The 18448-nt window shown below is 69.1% G+C and carries 15 protein-coding genes; all 15 read right to left on the bottom strand.

The annotated features are described in order from the left end of the window. Nucleotides 1-149: 149 nt before the first annotated feature. The 15 genes from IM738_RS20165 to IM738_RS20095 all read right to left on the bottom strand — a co-directional run bounded on the left by IM738_RS20165 (nt 150) and on the right by IM738_RS20095 (nt 18448). Entirely contained in the window at nt 150-1817 is a 1668-nt protein-coding gene (locus IM738_RS20165; protein ID WP_236962820.1) for a hypothetical protein, read from the bottom strand. After that, a complete protein-coding gene (locus IM738_RS20160; protein WP_236962819.1) occupies nt 1814-2143 on the bottom strand; it encodes a hypothetical protein in 330 nt (109 codons plus the stop codon). The genes IM738_RS20165 and IM738_RS20160 overlap by 4 nt, the downstream gene beginning before the upstream one ends. A gap of 7 nt (nt 2144-2150) precedes the next feature. Continuing rightward, entirely contained in the window at nt 2151-3389 is a 1239-nt protein-coding gene (locus tag IM738_RS20155) for a polysaccharide pyruvyl transferase family protein (protein WP_236962818.1), read from the bottom strand. Continuing rightward, the gene (locus tag IM738_RS20150) at nt 3390-4652 is read right to left on the bottom strand and encodes a glycosyltransferase family 4 protein (RefSeq protein WP_236962817.1); all 1263 of its coding nucleotides are present in this window, start codon (nt 4650-4652) and stop codon (nt 3390-3392) included. A 26-nt stretch (nt 4653-4678) separates the two neighbouring features. After that, nucleotides 4679-5593 carry a glycosyltransferase family 2 protein gene (locus IM738_RS20145; RefSeq protein ID WP_236962816.1) on the bottom strand — a complete coding sequence of 305 codons (915 nt, stop codon included), beginning with the start codon at nt 5591-5593 and terminating at the stop codon, nt 4679-4681. A 52-nt stretch (nt 5594-5645) separates the two neighbouring features. After that, the gene (locus tag IM738_RS20140) at nt 5646-6902 is read right to left on the bottom strand and encodes an oligosaccharide flippase family protein (RefSeq protein ID WP_236962815.1); all 1257 of its coding nucleotides are present in this window, start codon (nt 6900-6902) and stop codon (nt 5646-5648) included. Between the two features lie 127 nt (nt 6903-7029). Next, nucleotides 7030-8448 (bottom strand): hypothetical protein, encoded by a 1419-nt coding sequence (locus IM738_RS20135; protein ID WP_236962814.1) that lies wholly within the window; start codon nt 8446-8448, stop codon nt 7030-7032. Between the two features lie 3 nt (nt 8449-8451). Next, nucleotides 8452-9588 carry a glycosyltransferase gene (locus tag IM738_RS20130; protein ID WP_236962813.1) on the bottom strand — a complete coding sequence of 379 codons (1137 nt, stop codon included), beginning with the start codon at nt 9586-9588 and terminating at the stop codon, nt 8452-8454. Continuing rightward, the gene (locus tag IM738_RS20125) at nt 9585-11069 is read right to left on the bottom strand and encodes a mannose-1-phosphate guanylyltransferase/mannose-6-phosphate isomerase (RefSeq protein ID WP_236962812.1); all 1485 of its coding nucleotides are present in this window, start codon (nt 11067-11069) and stop codon (nt 9585-9587) included. The genes IM738_RS20130 and IM738_RS20125 overlap by 4 nt, the downstream gene beginning before the upstream one ends. Before the next feature lie 78 nt (nt 11070-11147). Beyond that, nucleotides 11148-12776 carry an undecaprenyl-phosphate galactose phosphotransferase WbaP gene (gene wbaP / locus IM738_RS20120; protein WP_236962811.1) on the bottom strand — a complete coding sequence of 543 codons (1629 nt, stop codon included), beginning with the start codon at nt 12774-12776 and terminating at the stop codon, nt 11148-11150. 281 nt (nt 12777-13057) lie between these two features. Further along, on the bottom strand, nt 13058-13882 hold the full coding sequence (locus IM738_RS20115) for a tyrosine-protein phosphatase (RefSeq protein ID WP_236962810.1): 825 nt from the start codon (nt 13880-13882) through the stop codon (nt 13058-13060). A gap of 25 nt (nt 13883-13907) precedes the next feature. Then, nucleotides 13908-14756, bottom strand: coding sequence for a polysaccharide biosynthesis/export family protein (locus IM738_RS20110; protein ID WP_236962809.1), 849 nt, complete (start codon nt 14754-14756; stop codon nt 13908-13910). 333 nt (nt 14757-15089) lie between these two features. Next, nucleotides 15090-15572 (bottom strand): hypothetical protein, encoded by a 483-nt coding sequence (locus tag IM738_RS20105; protein ID WP_236962808.1) that lies wholly within the window; start codon nt 15570-15572, stop codon nt 15090-15092. Between the two features lie 75 nt (nt 15573-15647). Continuing rightward, a complete protein-coding gene (locus tag IM738_RS20100) occupies nt 15648-17621 on the bottom strand; it encodes an SdrD B-like domain-containing protein (RefSeq protein ID WP_236962807.1) in 1974 nt (657 codons plus the stop codon). Then, on the bottom strand, nt 17618-18448 hold the full coding sequence (locus IM738_RS20095) for a hypothetical protein (RefSeq protein WP_236962806.1): 831 nt from the start codon (nt 18446-18448) through the stop codon (nt 17618-17620). Before IM738_RS20095 ends, IM738_RS20100 begins: the two co-directional genes overlap by 4 nt.

Raw genomic sequence — 18448 nt, 5'->3', positions numbered from 1 at the left:
GCGGCAGCAGGAAGGATCAGGGCGGCAGCGGGTGGGCTGCCGGGCTGGACGATGTTGGCCCCGGACCGGGCTGGATGCACCGGGCCAGGCGGGAGCCGACCGGAGGCCTGGGGGTGGGAAAGCGGTGGTGTGTCGTGGGTGCATGGCCGTCACTCCTTGCTCACCGACACGCTGCGGATGCTGTAGTTGCTGTGCCGGGTGCTGTCCGAGTCGAAAGAAAAGTGGTACCCGAACTTGCCCACGAACTGGGCGTCGGTGATGGGCCAGCTCAGGGTGCTCCATTCGCCTTGCGCCGGCACCGCGTTCCAGCCCAGGCTTCGGGTGCCGCTGCGGCTTTCGTACTTCAGGTTGAAGCCGGCCGCGGTCGCCGAGTTGCGCCGCACCACGGCGGTGATGCGCAGCGGCTGCGGGCTGTAGGACAGGAAGTTGGGGTCCACCGTGAACGCGGTGATCGCCCGTGGCGCCGCGTCGAGCACCCGCTCGGTGCCCACGTCGCGCCACACCGGCGCCTGCACCAGGTGCAGGCCGCGCTCGCCGGCCGGGCCGCCGGGGGCGGTGAATTCGATGCGCTTCGCGCCGCTGTGGTCGCCGTTCCAGGGGAAGGGCCTGGCCTGGTTGGCGCTCGCCAGCTGGGTCCACCCGACCGCGCCCCTGGGCAGCAGGGCCAGGCTGGGCACGTTGTTCAGCGCCAGCGAGGGGGCGGGCTGCACCCCGCCCGACAGCGGCTCGACCACGCGGCTGCCGGCCGGGAGCGCCACCGCCGCGGTGGTGCCGGGCTGGCTCCAGGCCACCAGCACCGGGCCCTGCGGGCCGTCGAAGAGAAACCCGTGGTGCCGGTCGGCGAGCAGCAGCCAGCCGACATACCGCGGCTGCGGGCCGAGGTGGGTGATCAGCGCGCGCAGCGCCGTGTGGGCGGGGCGCGGCCGGCCCTGTGGGCCGATCAGGCCGAAGGGGCCGGAGTCGCCGTCCAGGGGCTCGAACCAGTGGACCCGGGCCGCACCCTGGGCCAGGCCCATGGTGTAGACCTTCAGCAGCTGGCTCGCCTGCGCCGTCTCGTCGTTCCGGGCGTCGATGGGCTGGCCCACCTCGGTGAAGTACACCGGCACCTGGGCGCGCTCGGGGTTGCGCGCCCGCAGCATCTTGCGGATGGTCGGCACGATGGCCATGTACTGGGCCTCGAAACCCCGGGGAATCAGGCCGGCCGTCTCGTAGGGGTGCACGGTGATGAAGTCGAACTTGTCCTTGGCGCCGGAGAGCAGCGCGCGGTCCAGGTAGTTGAGGTTGACGCTCTGGGCCGCCAGGCCCACCTGCACCGTCGGGTCCACGCCCTTGGCCGCGTCGTGGGCCAGGGCCACCATCTGCCCGTAGACCTCGGGCGGGGTGTTCGGGGTGAAGTTGGGCGGCTCGTTCCAGATTTCCCAGTGGCGGGTCACGGGCTTGAAGGTCTGGACCCGGTCCCGGACGTACTGCTGCCACGCCGCCGGGTCGGCCGGGTCCCGGTACTCCAGGATGCCGCTGAAGCGGATGGACGCGGGCACGCTCTGGGCCACCTGGGACGGGTTCAGCGTGGGGCTGAAGCCCCGCACCCAGCCCACGCCCGCCTCGGCCACCGGCCCGATCCAGCTGGCCAGGCGCCGGGAGGACGAGGCGGAGGACGCGACGCCGAAGGGGTTGGCGGCGGCCTGCTCCGCGGTGGGGGGCGGGTTTTGCTGCTGCAAGGCCGCGCCCACGCCGAGGGATGGCCCGGCCGCGTGAAGCGCCGCCATGGACATCAGCGCCAGGGCGCCGACCGCGAGTGCCGTCATCAGGGGTTTCATGGTGGGCCCTTCCGCGCCGGGAACGCCAGCGCCAGGGCCCAGGCGCCCGCGATGCCCGCCAGATCGGCGAAAAAATCGGACCACGACGGATCGAACGAGGGCTGCCCGATCTGGTGCACCTCGATGAACGCGCCCAGCGCGGCCGCGAGCAGGAGCGCCGCCACCCGGCCCATGCCCAGCACCCGGTGGAACACCCACCAGGTGGCCAGGAAGCAGAGGAAGTGGGCGGCCTTGTCCCATTGCGCGTAGGCGGGCCGGATGAGGTCCACCTGGGCCACGACGAACACCAGCACCGACACGCCGGCGGCCAGCAGGGGGGGGCCCATCCAGGCTTTAGACGGCGGCTTCTTGGGGGTCATGGGGTTCCCTTGGTGGGGCGATCAGGGCGGCCAGCCGGTGCACCGAGCGCAAAGACCGCTGGGCGCACGCCGCTGACGACAGGGGAGGCGGCGCGGCCGGGGTCGCCAGCAGCCGGTCGACGATCGACGCAGCGGACGATCGGGACACGTCGGCCAGGGCCCCCGGGCGCTGCACCTCGTCCAGGAAGGCGCCGACCTTCTTGTCCCAGGCGAGCGCCACGAACGGCTTGTCACAGGCCAGCGCGGCGATGATGGCGTGCAGGCGGAAGGCCACGATGCCGGTGCAGCCGGCGATGACGTTGACGAGGTCGGTGGGCGTCTGGATGCGCTCGGACACATCGGCCAGCCACGCGCGGGCCGGGCCGACCTCGCTGAACGCGCTGCTCAGCCGCTGCGCGAACGCGCGGTCTTCGGGGCTGCCGTTGGTGAAGACCCGGACCTGGGCCCCGCGGGCGCCCAGGTCGGCCAGCAGGTCGAGGTAGAAGGTGAAGAGCACATGGTCTTCCAGCGACGAGAGCCCGTGGTACTGCAGCTCGCCCGGGCTCATCACGCCCACACCGATGCGCGCCACCCCGTCGGGCGGGGGGGGCTCCTGGGCGACCGGCGGCAGGGCGAGCGCGGCGAACACCCCGGGGTCGAGCACGGTGACGATGTCGCGCTGCGCCGGGCCGAGCGCGCGCGCCAGCAGCGTGGCGGAGCGGGCGTCCCGCACGGAAATGAAGCGCAGGTCGCAGGCGCCGAGGGCCTCCAGAAACAGCTGGCGGCCGGTGGGTGACCAGTCGTCGGAGACCCCCACGCCGTAGAGGTACACCGGCAGCCGCAGCCGGGCCGCCTCCATGAGCGCGCCGTGGATCTTCTTCGGGAAATTCAGGTCCTGGTCCGCCAGCAGGTTGCCGCCACCCAGGATGACGGCGTCCAGCCCGGCCATCTTGCGGCGGTAGAACGGCCGCAGGCGAAAGCGCACCAGCAGCGCCAGGTACAGCCGCGAGGCCACGCCCAGGGCGAACGCCGGCAGCATCGACCGCACGGCGTTGAGGCGCTTCTTCGATTGCAGGCCCTGCGAAAAACTCTCCCGCCCCGCCAGGTCGATGAAGTGCGGATCGAGCTGGGCCGGTGACGACGCCAGACCGTGGCGCAGGCACTCCGCGATCAGTCCGTCGCCCAGGTTGGGGCTGTACGCCACGTTCAGGATGCCGACCTTGAGCTGGTTCATTCAGTGCGTCCGGATGTGGCTGGGTTCACCCGCCATCGCGCCATAGAGGGACCGCAGGGCGCCGGCCCAGCTGTCCGTGGTGTTGGCCACCTGCCGCCAGTGGGCATGGCCGTTGTCGCTCATGGTCCGCACGAGCGCGTCGGCGGTGTTGAGCTGGCCCATGAGCTGGGCCAGCTGTTCCACATGGTCTGGCGAAACCGTCATGCCGGCGTTCATCCGGACCAGGTCAGCCGCCACCGCCGAACTGGTCGAGACCACCACCGGGATGCCGCTGGCGATGGACTCGATCGCCACCAGCCCGAAGGTTTCCCGCAGCCGCGACGGCATGATGACCGCGCGCGCGTGGCGCAGGTGCGCGCCGATGGTGTCCCGGTCCTGCCAGCCGGTGAATTCGACGTCGGGGTACTGCGCCTTCAGGGGTTCGAGCAGGGGGCCGGCGCCAATGACCTTGGCCTTCACCCGGGCGCGCTGGGCGGCCGCGAGGAAGGTGTCGACGCCCTTCTCGGGCACCAGCCGGCCGATGAACAGGAACTCGGCGTTGGCTTCGGCCGGGATGCGGTCGGTGGTGAACGGCACCACCGGGTTGGGGATGGTGTACACCGTGTGGTCCAGGCTGCCGCTGCGCAGGAAATACGGGCGCATGGCCTCGTGCGGCAGCGCGATCCTGAAGCTCGAGTCCTTCAGGTTGAACCAGCGGTTCTTGACCTGGTGCCGCGCCACGCGCCACAGCTTCTGGGGGTAGCTGCGCTGGTCGCATTGGGACAGCAGGCAGCCCACCTGGGTGGGCAGGAGTTCGCACTCCTTCATCTGCGGGTAGTTGATGAAGGCGCCATTGGGGCAGGCCGGGAAATAGTCGTGGGCGTGCACCAGGGTGCGGCTGGAGACCCCGGAGAGCGCCTTGAAGATCGAGGGCGAAAAGATCTTGCTCCAGCCGTGCAGGTGGTAGACGGTGTGGGGCGTGTCGTGGGCGCTGATCCAGTCCGCCAGGAAGCGCTGGGCGGCGGCGTTGTACAGGCCGTTGATGGCGTTGTTCAGCGGCCGGGCCGGATCGATGGCCGCGCCATCGAGGCCCAGGCGCGAGACGTCCGCATTCAGCGCGCCGTCGTCGGGGCGGTGGTCCCCGCAGAGGAAGGTGACGGGCACGCCCATCGACGCCATGAGGTTGGCGTTCGCGATGGCCAGCGACGACGCACCGCCCTTGGCCGACGAAAAGTCGTTGAGCACGACCAGGCGGAGCGGGGGCGGCATGGCGGGGGCGCTCATGGTGTCCGGGGTTGCGGGCGGGTGGGTCACTGGATGCCCTTGACCCGGGTCGGGTGGCAATGGCCCTGCAACAGGTCCTTGATGGCCATGAAGTTGCCCCTCAGCCGCCCGGTGTAGTCGCGGGACTGGTTGCGGAACAGCGAGTTCTTGCCGTTGGACAGCAGGTTGCGCAGCAGGGTCCGGCAGCCCTTCTGGAGGGGGATGGTCTTTTTCTTGATCAGGTACAGCGGGTTGGCGATCTGGGAGTAGCCGAAGCGCACGCCGCTGGTGCGGCCCGACGAGGTGCCCATGTGCACCCCCCGGCATTCGGGGATGAGCCGCAGGGCCCCCTTCTGGCTGGCCTTGACCGAGTAGTCGACGTCTTCGAGCCAGCCGTAGTAAGGGAGGTCGGGGTCGAACCGGTCGGTGCCGGCCACGGTGCCGCGGTACGCCATGTTGCAGCCGTAGAGGTCGGGCACGTCCCGGCGGGGGCCGGACCAGGTGTGTTTCATGGGCGGCAGGCGGGACCCGATGAAGTCCTGGGCCTGTGATTCGGTGATCGGCTCGCCCGTGATGCCATCGGCGACCACCGTGCCGCCCACGCCGACCAGTTGCGGGTCGTTCAGGAACGCGTCCCTGCAGTGGGCCAGCCAGTCGGGGGCGAGGCGGAAGTCGTCGTCGAAAAACGCCACGAACCAGTTGCCCGGGTCGTCGCCCCGGGTCAGGGTGGCGAGCCGCTCCAGCCCGGCGTTGCGCTGTTTGGTCAGGCCCGCCTCCGACAGCAGCACCGACACCGTGGCGGCGCTGTACCGCGGGTGGGTGTCCAGCCCGGCCACGTCGGCGGGTTCGCTGCCGACAAAGAGGATGTGTTCGATCGGGCAGGTCTGCTCCTGGAGCGAGTTCAGCACCCCCCGGGCAATGGCAGCGCGCCCCTTGGTGGCAATGACGACATAGGCATTCATGGTGGTTCCTGAAGGTCTGTGTATCAAATGAAAACGGTGCCGGTGGAGGGGCTCATCGGCGGAAAGACAGGAACCGCTGCAGGATGCCGTTCTTCCATGCCAACACCAGCAGCAGCGCCAGGGTGATCGAGTCCCCGAGGATCCGGGCGTAGGCGGCTCCCATGGCCTGGTGGCTGTTGCCCATGAACACCAGCGAGCCGATGCCGATCGCCGAGCCGGCAATGACGACGGCGGCCAGCGTGCGCTCCTGGTGCTGGGGGATGAACAGGTAGGCGCCCAGCACGATGATGGCGGCGTTGATCGGGAACACCACCGACAGCAGCTTCAGCAGTTCAGCGGTTTCCCCGAACCCGGGGCCGAAGATCAGAGACACGATGGGCGCGGCGAACCCGTGGCTGATGGCGGCGCCCAGGGTGGCCACCAGCAGCAGCAGGGCACCGATCTTTCGGGACAGGCGGTACGCACCCTCGGGGCTGGTCTTGAACAGGGCGGTGATCTTCGGGATGAAGATGTGGCCCATGGGCGTCATGATGCTGATGCCCGCCGCCACCAGCCGGTCCGCCGCGCCGTAGGCCCCCACCATGTCCGCGCTGGCGTACAGGCCCAGCAGATAGGTCAGGGCCGCCCCGACAAAAATCGCGTTGCTGATGTACAGGAACAGGTAACCCGAGGACCGGATCAGCTGCAGGCCCGCGCGCCATTGAATGAGCCGGTCCAGGCTGAACTCACCCCGGCACGACCCGTAGGCGATGGCCGTCACCATGAGCGCGGACAGCAGCATCAGGAAGATCGCCAGATCGGCGTCCGTCGGCGAGCGCACCAGCGTCAGGATGAGCGACAGGTTGAACACGAACCCGATCACCTCCAGGCGGACGGTGGTGCGGGGGCGGTGGGTGCCGGTGTAGTACCAGCCCAGGTTGAACGCCGAGACCACGCCCATGGCCAGGGCCGCGTAGGCGGCCCAGCGGTTGGCCAGCAGGATCGGCGATAGGTGGATGGCGATCAGGGCCCCCGGGATCACCAGCAGGGCGAGCCACAGCCGGGCGGTGAACTGCGCGCCAAAGATGTCGGCGTGGCCGGACGACGACGCGATGGCGCGGGTGCCGGCCGGCGGCAGCCCCCAGCTGTTGAAGATCCAGGCGAGGTTCATCAGGGACAGCGCCGACAGCATCACGGCGTACCCCTCCATGCCCAGGACCCGCCCGTAGAAGGGGATCAGCACCAGCAGGTAGACGTAGCGCAGGGAGTAGGCCGCGTAGACGAACGCGAAGTCCAGCGACGACCGGGTGGCGACCGGGTTGGCGCTCACTGGACTACCCTCCGTGCTGCGCACTGCGGGGCTGAGCGCCTTCGGAACGGCCGGGCGGCGCTCACTGGGGTACCTTCGCCCTGCGGGCTGCGGTGCGAGCTTGCTTGGGAACGGCCCGGCGCGGCGCTCATCTCGCCCCCTGCGGCTGGGGTTCCAGCTTCAGCTCGCTGGAGCGCGCCGGGTACCGGGAGACCAGGCCCAGCTTGATCCCGAGCAGGTAGGCCAGGGCCAGCCCGAAGTCGGCCGTCGTGCCCACCAGCAGCAGGTTGACAAAGGGCGGGATGAAGGCGAAGAACAGCCCGCGCTGAACCGACCTGAACCTCGGCGAACGGTAGTAGCTCCAGCGGCCCAGCAGGGCCTTCAGCAGGAAGGCCATGAAAAAGAGTCCGCCCAGCACGCCAGTGTTGCTGAACAGGGCCGCCAGGAAGCTGGAGGTGCGGGTGCCCCCCACGCCCACGCCCAGCCCGTAGGTGTCTTGCAGGGCCTGCAGGCTGACGGTGGTCCACAGCGTCCGTTCTTCGTACGAGTGGGACTCTTTCTTGTAGAGAATCATGTGGCTGAAGATGTCGGACAGCTCACTCAGCAGCCTGGGCTGGAACGACAGGAACAGCGCCACGAACGACAGCACGCAGCACCACAGCAGCGCGGTTTTCGTGAGCGGGGTCTTGCGGATGCTCACGTCGGTCCAGAGCCAGTCCACGACCACCAGCACCAGGAAGACGCCCACGCAGACGATGGCGGCCGACGACGTGGAGAGCAGCGCCATCAGCACCAGCGCGAACACCAGGCCGATGTTCTTGGCGTAGCCCAGCGGGTCCTTGTGAACGGTCAGGCGCAGGAAATAGAGCAGGGACAGGAAGAACACGCACACCGAACCGTAGGACGAGGCCTCCGGCATCAGCCCGACGGTGCGCTTGTTGCCGAACACCTCGTTGGAGGTGAGCAGCGCGTACGAGGCGGTCCTGAACGGATCGAGGAGGGCGCTCAGGTTGACGAAGTTGCTGGCGTAGTCGATGGCCCCCGTGGCCACGGTGATGAGCGCGCCCAGCCGGATCGGCCCGAGCAGGTCGGCGACGTTGAAATTCTTGTGCGTCAGCCGGACGAAGCAGAACACCGCGAACACCGAGATCGAGAGGTAGGTCAGCTGGGAGAAATTCTGGGTGGTCGGGTGCAGCAGCTCCTCGACGATCATGTCCGACGACCGGATGGGGAAGATCGTCACTTCGCTTTCGAAGATCCGGGGCATCAGCAGCGTGGCCGCGCAGGCGATCATCCAGAAGACCGTGAGGTACACGGTGCCGTTTTTCGACAGGGCGATGCCCGCCAGCGAGCTGCGGTCCTGCCGGTTCAGCAGCAGCCGGGCGCCGATGAGCAGGGCGATGATCGGGGTCGGCGTCAGGGTGAGGCCGCCGGTCAGGGCGGTGGGGATGACCGCCAGCGCGCCGAACGGGAGCGACCCGAAGAAGATGCAGAGGCCCGTGCGGGGTTTGCCGATCAGCACTTGCGCCGCCAGCACCCAGAACAGACCGATGACCAGGGTCTCCATGGCCTAGCTCCATCCCTCGGCGTGCTGCGGTGGAGGGGCCTTCTGGGCCGCCATCGCACGCTCCACGGCCTGGAGGAACCGGCGCTGGAAGATGGCCTTGTCGAAGCCCGCCGCGTGTTCGCGCAGCGCCTCCACGTCGAACCGGTGCTGGCCGGCTTCACAGGCGCGGATCGCGGCTTCCAGGGCGCTGTTGCTCTGCTCGTCGAACAGGATGCCGGTCTTGCCGTGCACGATGGTGTCGAGCGCACCGCCCTTGCCGTAGGCGATCACGGGGGCGCCGCTGGCCATGGCCTCCACGGGCACGATGCCGAAATCCTCCAGGCCCGGGAACACCAGCGCCTTGCAGGTTTCGAGCTTTTCTTTGACCACGCTGAAGGCCTGGCGCCCCATCAGCTGCACGTTGGGCGCGGCGATGGCCTTGAGGCGGTCGAGCAGCTCGCCCTCGCCGATCACCACCAGGGGCAGCCCGAGCCGGTTGAACACCTCCACCACCATGTCGGCCCGCTTGTACGGCACGAGCTGTCCCAGGCAGAGGTAGAAGTCGCCGCGCTCGCGGCGGTGGTCGAAGGCCGTCACGTTCACCGGCGGGTAGACCACCTCGGCGTCGCGCCGGTAGAACTTGCGGATGCGCGAGGCCACGAAGCTGGAGTTGGCGACGAAATGGTCCACGCGGTCGGCCGAGGCCCGGTCCCACACGCGCAGCCAGTGCGCCACCCACGGGAACAGCGCGCGCACGACCCGGCCCGCGCCCTGGAGGTAGGCGGGGTACATGTCCCACACGTAGCGCATGGGCGAGTGGCAGTAGCAGACGTGCAGCGCGTCCGGCCGGGTGATGACGCCCTTGGCCGGCCCCGACTCGCTGCTGATCACCAGGTCGTAGGCGGACAGGTCCAGCTGCTCCAGCGCCACCGGCATCAGCGGCAGGTACTTCTGGTAGTGCTTCGCCGCACCCGGCAGGCGGGCGATGAAGGTGGTGATGACCCGGCCCTTGAAGCCCGCCCCCAGGGTCTTGCGCACCAGCGGCTCGTCGCAGACGTGCACATACAGATCGGCCTCGGGGTAGAGCTCGGCGATGGCGGCCACCACGGCTTCGCCGCCGCGGTTGCTGAGCCACCAGTAGTGAACGATGGCGACTTTCATCGGCTGAGGGCGGCCCGCACCGGGGTGTCGGGCGGTGTGGCCCGGGTCGCGGTGGCGCGCCCGTAGGTGTCTTCGAAGCGCACGATGTCGTCTTCGCCCAGGTAGCTGCCCGACTGCACCTCGATCATTTCGAGCTCCATCTTGCCGGGGTTGTGCAGGCGGTGCAGTTCGCCCACCGGGATGTAGGTGGACTGGTTTTCCGAAAGCAGGAACGTGTCCTTGCCGCGCGTGACCTCGGCCGTGCCCTTGACGACGATCCAGTGTTCGGCGCGGTGGTGGTGCATCTGCAGGCTGAGGCTCGCGCCGGGCTTCACGCCGATGCGCTTGACCTGGAAACGCTCGCCCAGGTCGATGCTGTCGTACCAGCCCCAGGGACGCGCCACCTTGCGGTGGGTGAGGGCCTCGGCGCACTGCTGGTCCTGCAGCCGCGTCACGATGTCCTTGACCTGCTCGACACAGTCCTTGTGGGCCACGAGCAGCGCGTCGGGTGTGTCGATGATCAGCAGGTCGTGCGTGCCGAGCGCGACCACGGGGCGGTGGGGCGCGTGGATGAAGGTGTTGCGCGCCAGGTGGGTCATCCCCTGGCCCTGCACGCGGTTGCCGTCGGCGTCGGCGTGGGTCAGGTCGGCCACGGCGTTCCAGCTGCCCACGTCGCTCCAGGCGCCCGGAAAGGGCACCACGGCCACGTTGTCGTGGTGCTCCATGACGGCGTAGTCGATGCTCTGCGAACGGCAGGCGGCGAACTCGGGGGCGGTGGGGGTGATCCACTGCGGCGCGGCGCCCGGGGCCGGTGGCGACATCGCCGCCGGGGGCGCGGGCAGGGCCTTGCGGCAGCTGGCCACGATGTCGGGGGCGTGGCGCTCCAGCGCCTGCAGCAGCACGCTGGCGCGGCAGAGGAAGATGCCGGCGTTCCAGAGCACACCACCGCCCAGCAGCAGCGCCTGCGCGGCCTCGGCTTGCGGCTTCTCGATGAAGCGCTGCACCTGCAGCGTGCCGTCCGGGCGCAGCGGGCCTTGCTGGATGTAGCCGTAGGCGGTGCTGGGGAAGCTCGGCACGATGCCGAAGGTGACGATGGCGCCGCCCTCGGCCGAGGGCACGCCTTCCTTCACCGCGCGGGCGAAGGCGGCGGTGTCGGGGATGTGCTGGTCGGCCGGGCAGAACAGCAGCAGCGCGTCGGGCTGGCCGTTGTCGGTGGCCTGCAGCGCGGCCAGGGCCATGGCCGCGGCCGTGTTGCGGCTGGCCGGCTCCAGGATGGCCTGGGTGCCCGCAGGCACCCCCTGCAGCGCGTCGGCGACCATGAAGCGGTGGCCCTCGGACGCGACCACCATGAGCTGGGGCCCGAGCGAAGCCACCCGCTGCAGGGTCAGCTGCAGCAGGCTCTTGCCCTCGATCAGCGGCACGAACTGCTTGGGAAAGCTTTTGCGGCTCAGCGGCCACAGGCGGGTGCCGGAGCCGCCGCAGAGGATGACGGGAGTGATCATGTTGCAGTGCAGCATAGGGTGGATTGAAAACGATGTCGCCCGCAGGGCCTCGCGGCCGGGCGGGCGGTGGCATCGGGCTTAGACGGCGCCTTCTTGCTTGAGCACCACCCGCACCGTGCGCAGCATGATCACGAGGTCGTACCAGAGCGACCAGTTGCGCACGTACCAGGCGTCGAAACGGATGCGGGAAACGTAGGTGGCGTCGCTGCGCCCGCTCACCTGCCAGAGCCCGGTCATCCCGGGCCGGGACATCAGGTAGTAAGTGACGTTCTTGCCGTAGCGCGCCAGCTCGTCCTGGATCAGGGGGCGGGGGCCGACCAGGCTCATTTCGCCGGTCAGCACGTTCCAGAGTTGGGGCAGTTCGTCCAAGCTGGTGCGGCGGAGGAAGCCGCCGATCTTGCTGATGCGGGGGTCGTTCCTGAGTTTGAAGTCCCGCTCCCACTCGGTTCGGGCTTCGGGGTCGTTGGCCAGCAGCTTTTTCAGCTCTTCCTGGGCGTTGACCACCATGGACCTGAACTTGTAGCACTTGAAGGGCCGGCCCTTCTGCCCGACGCGCACATGGCCAAAGAAGGGGCTGCCGCCATCGCGGGAGATCTTCCAGGCAAAGTAGGCGAACAGGGGCGACAGCACGAGCAGGGCCGCGGCCGAACCGACGATGTCCAGCGCCCGCTTGAGGATCTGGGGGCCCACGCGGTTGAGGTTGTTGCGGGCGCGCAGAAACAGCACGTCGTGGCTGAAGAGGTGGGACGCCTCCATGCCATACATCGGCAGGTCGCCCAGGGCGGGCACCATCACGAAGTCGTCGCGGGTGAGCATGAGTTCCTGCGAGAGTTCGCGCAGCCAGTTGTTGTCCCGGATGCCGAGCACCCCCACCAGGTGGTAGGCGCCGGGCTGGGCCAGAAACTCCCTCACGGCCGGCGTGAGCGCGGTGGGCGCCACCACCGGCCCGCCCTTGAACGCCACCAGGCGCTCGCCCGGATGGGGGCAGACCACCGCGACGGGCTTGTAGCCCAGCAAGGGCTCGCTGGCGAGGGCGGTGGCGGCCTTCTCGACGTCATCGGGGTGACCGATCAGCACATAGGGCTGGGTCAGCATGCCCTGGGCCAGCAGGCGTTTGCGGATGGCCAGGCGCGCCAGCGGCAGGCTCACCAGGACGAGTGCCCAGGTGGCACCGGTCCAGAGGCGCGACAGCGACCACTGGGCGCTGTACATGATCATCGCGTCGATGAGCGCGGCGGCCAGCACCACCTGGATGATCTGGCGCGCTTCGTCCCACCAGGGCTTGCGGCGGTACGCGGTGTAGTGGCCCTGCACGGCCCCCATCCAGCCGATCATGCCCAACGCGATGGCCATGAAGAGCGTGAGGCGGAGCTGGCCGTTGTCGGCCCACCAGATGTTCATGGCTTTCGGCAAGGTCGCCTCGCCACGCAGCCAGACCGGCAGGCGGCCCGCGACGAAACAGCACCACAGCACGCTGAGGTCGGTGAGCATGAGCCGGGCCATGACCCACCGCTGGCGTGAGCTGTGTTTCGCCCAGGGGGCGAGGCTGCGGGCCAGGTCGTGTTCGTTGTACATCGAGACGACGGTGTCACCGCTGCCCTCCGGGGAGGGCTGGGGCGACGGTACCTGCGACAAAGGCGAGGGAAGGGCGTTCATGGGCACCTCGTTGACCAACGGTCCGGTGGACGGTGGGATTTGAACCAGCATTCAGCAAACTTCAGGCCAGAGTGCTGCAAGGGAGGGGCGAGTATTAGTCCGAAAGGGTGCATTTGTTGCGTTGCAGCACCAAACTTAAGTAACACATCGTTCTGACAGGGTATTTACCGACTGTGACACTTCTGTGGCCGTGCTTGAAACGGCCTGCGGGCCGACAGACGGTCAAAAAGACCCTCGGCCAGCGGGCGCGCTGCCGGCCTGCTGCACCAAAAGGTCGTGAAAAATTGCACGTTCGGGCCCCGATTGCGGGCGCCGGTCCGTCAATTGGTGCGTCAGCGGGGGCTGGCGTCGGGCAGCTTGTGCCGCCCCAGCCCAAACCGGGCGAGCCAGCGACCCACGGTGCCTTCGGGTGGGGTGAAGATGTCGGGCAGCGGGAAGCGCTGCGGCGGCGCGTCCTGGATCACCGCTAGCGGGCGGTCGAGCACGAGGCGCCGGGCCTCGGCCGGGCCCAGCAACCGCTGGGCGATGTGCAGCGCCTCGCTGAGGCCGGGGCAACGGCGCCCGGTGGAGTGGGCGTCGCTGGCGAGCACATGGGCGTGGCCCTCGCCGATCAGGCGTTCACCCCAGTACCGGGCGCGGGGGCCAAAGACACCCGTGAGCGCGCCGGCGGTGATCTGCATCCAGGCGCCTTGCTGCACGAGGCGCAGGAACACGGCGTGGTGCTGGGCGATCCAGGTCAGGCGTTCGGGGTGGGTGATGAGGGGCGTGTAGCCCGCGGCGATCAGCTCGCCGACGACCGCTTCGAACCGGGGCGGCGGCGTGGTGTGGGACGGTTCGAGCAGCAGGTAGCGCGAGCCGTTCAGCGTGGGCACGCGGCCGCTTCGCAGGCCCTCCAGCAGGCCCGGCACGAGGTGCACGTCAGCGCCGACCACCAGCTGCAGGGGAATGCCCGCGTGGTCGAGCTCGGCCTGCAGCGCATCGCGGCGGCGCGCGATGCCGGGGCCGTCGTTCAGGTACATGCCCGGGTAGATGTGCGGTGTGCACGCCATGGTGTGCACACCGTCGGCCACCGCCATGCGCGCCATCTCCAGCGAGACATCGAGGGTCCCGGCACCGTCATCGATGCCCGGGAGGATGTGGCTGTGCAGGTCGATCATGGCCGCCGGTCGGGCCCGGGCCGTCTCACTTGAAGGGGTTGAGCGTGTCGAGGATGTCGCGGAACAGCGAGTCCCGCAGCGCGGTGCGCTGCGGATTGCGCTTGACCACGATCACGTCGTCGGACTGGATGGTAGGGTCGGTCACCTCGCCCGCGCGGATCTTGTCGAGGTCGAACACCTTGGGTTCGGAAGGCTGGCCCTGGGTGTTGCGGAACAGCATGATCTCGTTCAGCTGGGCGTACTGGGCGCCCCCGCCAGCCAGCGCCAGCGCGCGCAGCAGCGTGAGCTGCCCCGTCACGGGGTAGATGCCCGGCTTGGCGACCGCGCCCTCGATGGTGATGCGCTGCGTGGTGAACTCTTTGATGAAGAGCGAGACCTGCGGATTCTGCAGGTAGTTTTCGCTGTACTTCTTGGCCAGGTGGGCTTCGGCCTGCTGGGCCGTGAGCCCGGCCAGCTGCACCGTGCCGATCAGTGGAAGCGACACGGCGCCGGTGGCGTTCACCCGCACCGAGCGCCGCATGTCGGGCACGCCGAACACGTCGAACTCCAGCAGGTCGTTGGCGCCGATGCGGTAGTCCGGGCTGACCACGGCGAGCGAGTTCAGGGGGGCGGCTTCGCCCGGGGCCGGCGCTGGCCTCGCCCCCGCGGTGGTGCCGGCGGCCGGCGGGCTGTCGGCGTTCACGGGGTGGGTCGGCTGGCGGCTGCTGTCCACGGAGGTCTGCAGCGGCTCCTGCAGCAGCGGCTGCAGGGGCGCCTGGGCGAACGCCGCGCCCACGACAAACGGGCCCAGCAGCGCCCACAGCCTGGAGGTCCGCGGGTGCGGGCGGCTGGCACGGGGGCCGAGCCCACGGAGGTGCGTTGGTTTGATGTCCATGTGTTCCTGTTTCCCTGAACTCCTGCGCGCAAGCCGGTGGGTGAATGTGCGGGTGTTCCCGTGTGCCGGGACCCGGGTGAAAGCGACCACGGCAGGAGAAGCAAGACCAAGGCCACGGTGGCGACCTGTGGTCTTTTGGCTACATGCATCATGGCACACGGCGTCACCGTGTGGGGCGCGCTGTTTCCATTCAAAACAAGAAACCCGCGGCTTCGGCCCGTGGCCCTGCATCTTGAAGGGGCGTTGCGACAGGCGTTTGACGGTGGGGCGCATCACCCCGGCACGCCTGCCGTGGTGGGGTCGGCAGGAGGGTGCAGCGCGCCGTTGGCCGCGTCAGATCGCCGAGATGTCGGTCTGCACCGGCCAGTGCATGGCCTGCTGGGCTGGCGCGTTGACGCCGAACCGGTGTTGCAGCACGAGGTTGTAGCGCCCGGCGCGGGCGCTGCAGATTCGGTAGCCATCTTCCACGGGGGTGAGGCTGACGCCGTGGGCCGGTGGGCTGTGGAGTTGCCAGCGGTCCACGCCGGGGGTGGCCAGCCGCAGGGTCACGCAGAAACCCCGCTTCATGGTGGACAGCACCACCAGCCGCTGCTCGGCGCTCAGGTCGCCATTGGCGCCTGCGGTGAGCTGCACCGGGTGGCTGTTTTCCATGACCTTCATCATCGGCGGAATGATGATGCGGAAGTTCAGCGAAGCGCTGGCGCCGGCCGTTTCTCCGCCCGTGATCAGCATGCTTTCCGCCAGGCTGGGCGTCGGCACGGCCACCAGGGCCAGGCTGGCGATCAGGGCGGGAAGGTGACGACACAACGGGGTCATGCTCCATCTTCGGCACTCCCGGCGTCAACTTGAAGGTAATTTTCACGAGGCCCGGCCGCGTCCGGGCGGGGCCCTTCAATCGGGGCGCTGCACCGGCAGGCTGAGCCGGGTGGTTTCGCGCAGGCGCACGTCGACCTTGGTCTGACCTTCGTCGACCACGCCCCAGGGCAGGGGCAGGGTTTCGTTGCGCACGGTGACGGTGCGCGGGCCGCTGGCGACGAAGGGGAAACTGAAGCGGCCTTGCGCGTCGGTGCGCACGGCGTATCGGTTGTCGAGGGAGACGGTGACGCCGGGCGCGCCGGTTTCGCTGGCGTCCTGGGTGCCGCTGCGGTTGGCGTCGAAGAAGACGGTGCCTTCGATGCGGCCGCCGCCGTCGGTCGCCTTGCCGCCCAAAGGCACGTTGCGACTGCCCGCGTCGAACTCGTAGCGCAGCACGGCGTAGAACGAGCGGTCGCTCTCTGCCGTCGTCTGCCCCACCGGCGCCAGCGGGTCGAGCGATGGCGTGAAGCGGCTGCGGCCACTGGAGCGGTTGTAGTTGCCTTCCAGGCTCCAGCGTGCATCGATGCGCCAGTTGGCGCCCAGGGTCAGGCCCACCCGTGTCTGTCCGCTGTCGCTGCGCTCGGTGTTGAGGTTGGCGCGCAGGCTCGCCTTGCTGGTGAGCGGGGCCGTCACGCTCAGCGCCCCGTTCCAGGTGTTTTCGGCCGGCAGGCTCTCGGTGGCGCTGTAGGCGGTGGTGCCCAGGCTGGTGGAGAAGGCAAAGCCCTGCGGTACCACCCACTCCTGATCCCAGATCAGGGCGCGGGAGCTGGACTGGGCCTCCCCTCCGGCGAGTTCCAGCCGCAGGCCGCTGGTGCCCCAGATGTTCTGGAAGCGCCAGTCACCATAGGTGCTCCATGCGTCGCCGCTGAAGCGGCGCACCGAGGCGCCGGCGCCCAGGGTGTGGTCGCGGTTGATGCGCCAGCGGCCGGACCCGGTGGCGAAGAAGCCGCTGGCGCTGCGTCCGCTGATCGAATCCAGCACGTCCACCGAACCTTCGGCCGACCACTGGCGGGTGCGCCAGTTCGACCGCACGTAGGCACCCAGGATGTCGTTGGCCAAGGGCAGGTTGGCCCAGGTGAGGCCGGGCTCCAGCCGGTAGGCGCCCACGCCGTGCCGGCGTGGACCCTCTTTCCACTCGCCGTCGATCCAGAACCCGTGGCGAGCGTCGCTCAGGTGGCTGTTCTGCGTGCTGACCACTTGCGCCTGGACGTGGTGCTCTGCGCCCTCTTGCCGCAGGGCCAGCACGGTGGAACTGGCATTGACGTAGTCGCTGGGCTGCTGTGGCTGGTCCAGCTCGGTGACGCCGCGCGCGTCTTCGTGCGCCAGGGCCGCCGTCCAGCCCTGGCGTGAGAGGGGGTCGTCATCCGGGGAGGTGATGCGCCATTGGCCGCCGAGCGTGGTGCGCCGCCCCGGCAGTTGCCGAAATCCGCTCGCGGGCAGGAAGTCCAGCCGCCCGGGCTCACCCGCGGTGGCCTGCAGCTGCAGGCCGTGCCCGGCGTTTTCCCACTCGCTGCTCAGTCCCTGAAGGATGGCCGAAGGCAGGTAGATTCGCGCGGGCAGACGCATGATGTCGGGTGCTGCCGCGTTGATGAGGCCGAGCTCGTTGCTGGTGAGCCAGCCGCCATCGAGCGGCATGCCCCGCTGGCGCAGCGTGAGCGTGCCGTTGCTGTCGCGTGGCGCGTAGGTGCCGTCCACCGACAGCGTGCCGTGGTTGGGTGTTTCCAGCAGACCATAGACGCCAAAGCCCAGGCGCGTGCTGCGGGTCTGATCGAAGGGCTGCGTGCCCAGCCGGGTTTCCAGCCGCAGGAAACGTGGCCAGCCTTCCCGGTTGTAGTCGTAGCCTTCGTTGTCGGAGGGCGCTTCGGGCGGCAGGTTGTCGATCACCCGGTCCACATAGGCCGGCGCAGCGGGTGGGGGTGGCGCTGTCTGTGACCAGGCCGCCAGCAGGGGGGCAGACGCGCCCACAATGGCCAGCACACAACGTGTCTGGCGGGTCACCCGTTTGATCATGGAGCGAAGCGCGTATCCAGCGGCACGCTGTTCTTGCCCCATTCAAGCTTGCCCTTGACCACCAGCGGGAATCGCACCTCGGGCGCAGGTTGGCCATCTTCGACCACCGGGATGAGGGTCACGGCGCGTGTCTCGCCCGGCAGGATCGGCAGGTCAGAAGGTGCCATCTCGAAGCGGGCGCCGGTGGCGTCGGTGCCGTTGACGAAGCCCTCCAGCCGACCGTGTGCGTTGCCAAGGTTGCGCACATCGACCACGGCGGTCGCCTTGCCCCCCGCCGTCACGACCCGGGTGCTGGCGATCTCCAGTTGCGGCGCTGCGTCGCCGATGGCGACGTAGACGATCACGCCGATGCGGCCCCCCACCGGGAAGTTCAAACTGCCTTGCACCAGGGCCGGCTCCAGGCCTTCCACCATCAGCGCAAAGCGGCATTCACGCGCTGGCGTGCCGGGGGGCGGTGTGATCTCGAACCGGTAGCGGTAACGCGCGGCCGGCTCGATCACCAGTTCGCGCCGCTCGATGGCGACCCAGGGCCGGCAGCTGTCGGCGGCCAGTTCGTCGGTGAAGTTCACCGAGTTGTCGGCATTGAGTGTCCAGTCGCTGGTGTAGATGCGGTAGTTGCCTTTTTGTTGCCCGGCGTGCTGGATTTCCAGCACCTGGCGCAGCGACTGTCCGGGTGAGACCTTCACCTCGAACCGCGGGGGTGTGATGTAGGCGGCGAAGCCCTGGGCCTGCCCGGGCAGGGGCGCCGACAACAGGCCGACGGCACAGGCCCAACCCAGCAGCAGGTGCGAGGGGCGGGGCATCGATTCAGGGCGTGCAATCGGCAT

This window comes from Hydrogenophaga sp. SL48, from assembly GCF_021729865.1.
In the GTDB taxonomy this organism is placed as follows: Bacteria; Pseudomonadota; Gammaproteobacteria; order Burkholderiales; family Burkholderiaceae_C; genus Hydrogenophaga.
This window is presented reverse-complemented; position numbering and strand designations above follow the sequence as displayed.

Bases quoted from the DNA above. Each gene is read 5' to 3' on its own strand.
- IM738_RS20165 (WP_236962820.1), bottom strand. From the start codon at position 1,817: ATGAAACCCCTGATGACGGCACTCGCGGTCGGCGCCCTGGCGCTGATG.
- IM738_RS20160 (WP_236962819.1), bottom strand. From the start codon at position 2,143: ATGGGCCCCCCCCTGCTGGCCGCCGGCGTGTCGGTGCTGGTGTTCGTC.
- IM738_RS20155 (WP_236962818.1), bottom strand. From the start codon at position 3,389: ATGAACCAGCTCAAGGTCGGCATCCTGAACGTGGCGTACAGCCCCAAC.
- IM738_RS20150 (WP_236962817.1), bottom strand. From the start codon at position 4,652: ATGAGCGCCCCCGCCATGCCGCCCCCGCTCCGCCTGGTCGTGCTCAAC.
- IM738_RS20145 (WP_236962816.1), bottom strand. From the start codon at position 5,593: ATGAATGCCTATGTCGTCATTGCCACCAAGGGGCGCGCTGCCATTGCC.
- IM738_RS20135 (WP_236962814.1), bottom strand. From the start codon at position 8,448: ATGGAGACCCTGGTCATCGGTCTGTTCTGGGTGCTGGCGGCGCAAGTG.
- IM738_RS20130 (WP_236962813.1), bottom strand. From the start codon at position 9,588: ATGAAAGTCGCCATCGTTCACTACTGGTGGCTCAGCAACCGCGGCGGC.
- IM738_RS20125 (WP_236962812.1), bottom strand. From the start codon at position 11,069: ATGATCACTCCCGTCATCCTCTGCGGCGGCTCCGGCACCCGCCTGTGG.
- wbaP (WP_236962811.1), bottom strand. From the start codon at position 12,776: ATGCTGGTTCAAATCCCACCGTCCACCGGACCGTTGGTCAACGAGGTG.
- IM738_RS20115 (WP_236962810.1), bottom strand. From the start codon at position 13,882: ATGATCGACCTGCACAGCCACATCCTCCCGGGCATCGATGACGGTGCC.
- IM738_RS20110 (WP_236962809.1), bottom strand. From the start codon at position 14,756: ATGGACATCAAACCAACGCACCTCCGTGGGCTCGGCCCCCGTGCCAGC.
- IM738_RS20105 (WP_236962808.1), bottom strand. From the start codon at position 15,572: ATGACCCCGTTGTGTCGTCACCTTCCCGCCCTGATCGCCAGCCTGGCC.
- IM738_RS20100 (WP_236962807.1), bottom strand. From the start codon at position 17,621: ATGATCAAACGGGTGACCCGCCAGACACGTTGTGTGCTGGCCATTGTG.
- IM738_RS20095 (WP_236962806.1), bottom strand. From the start codon at position 18,448: ATGCCGATTGCACGCCCTGAATCGATGCCCCGCCCCTCGCACCTGCTG.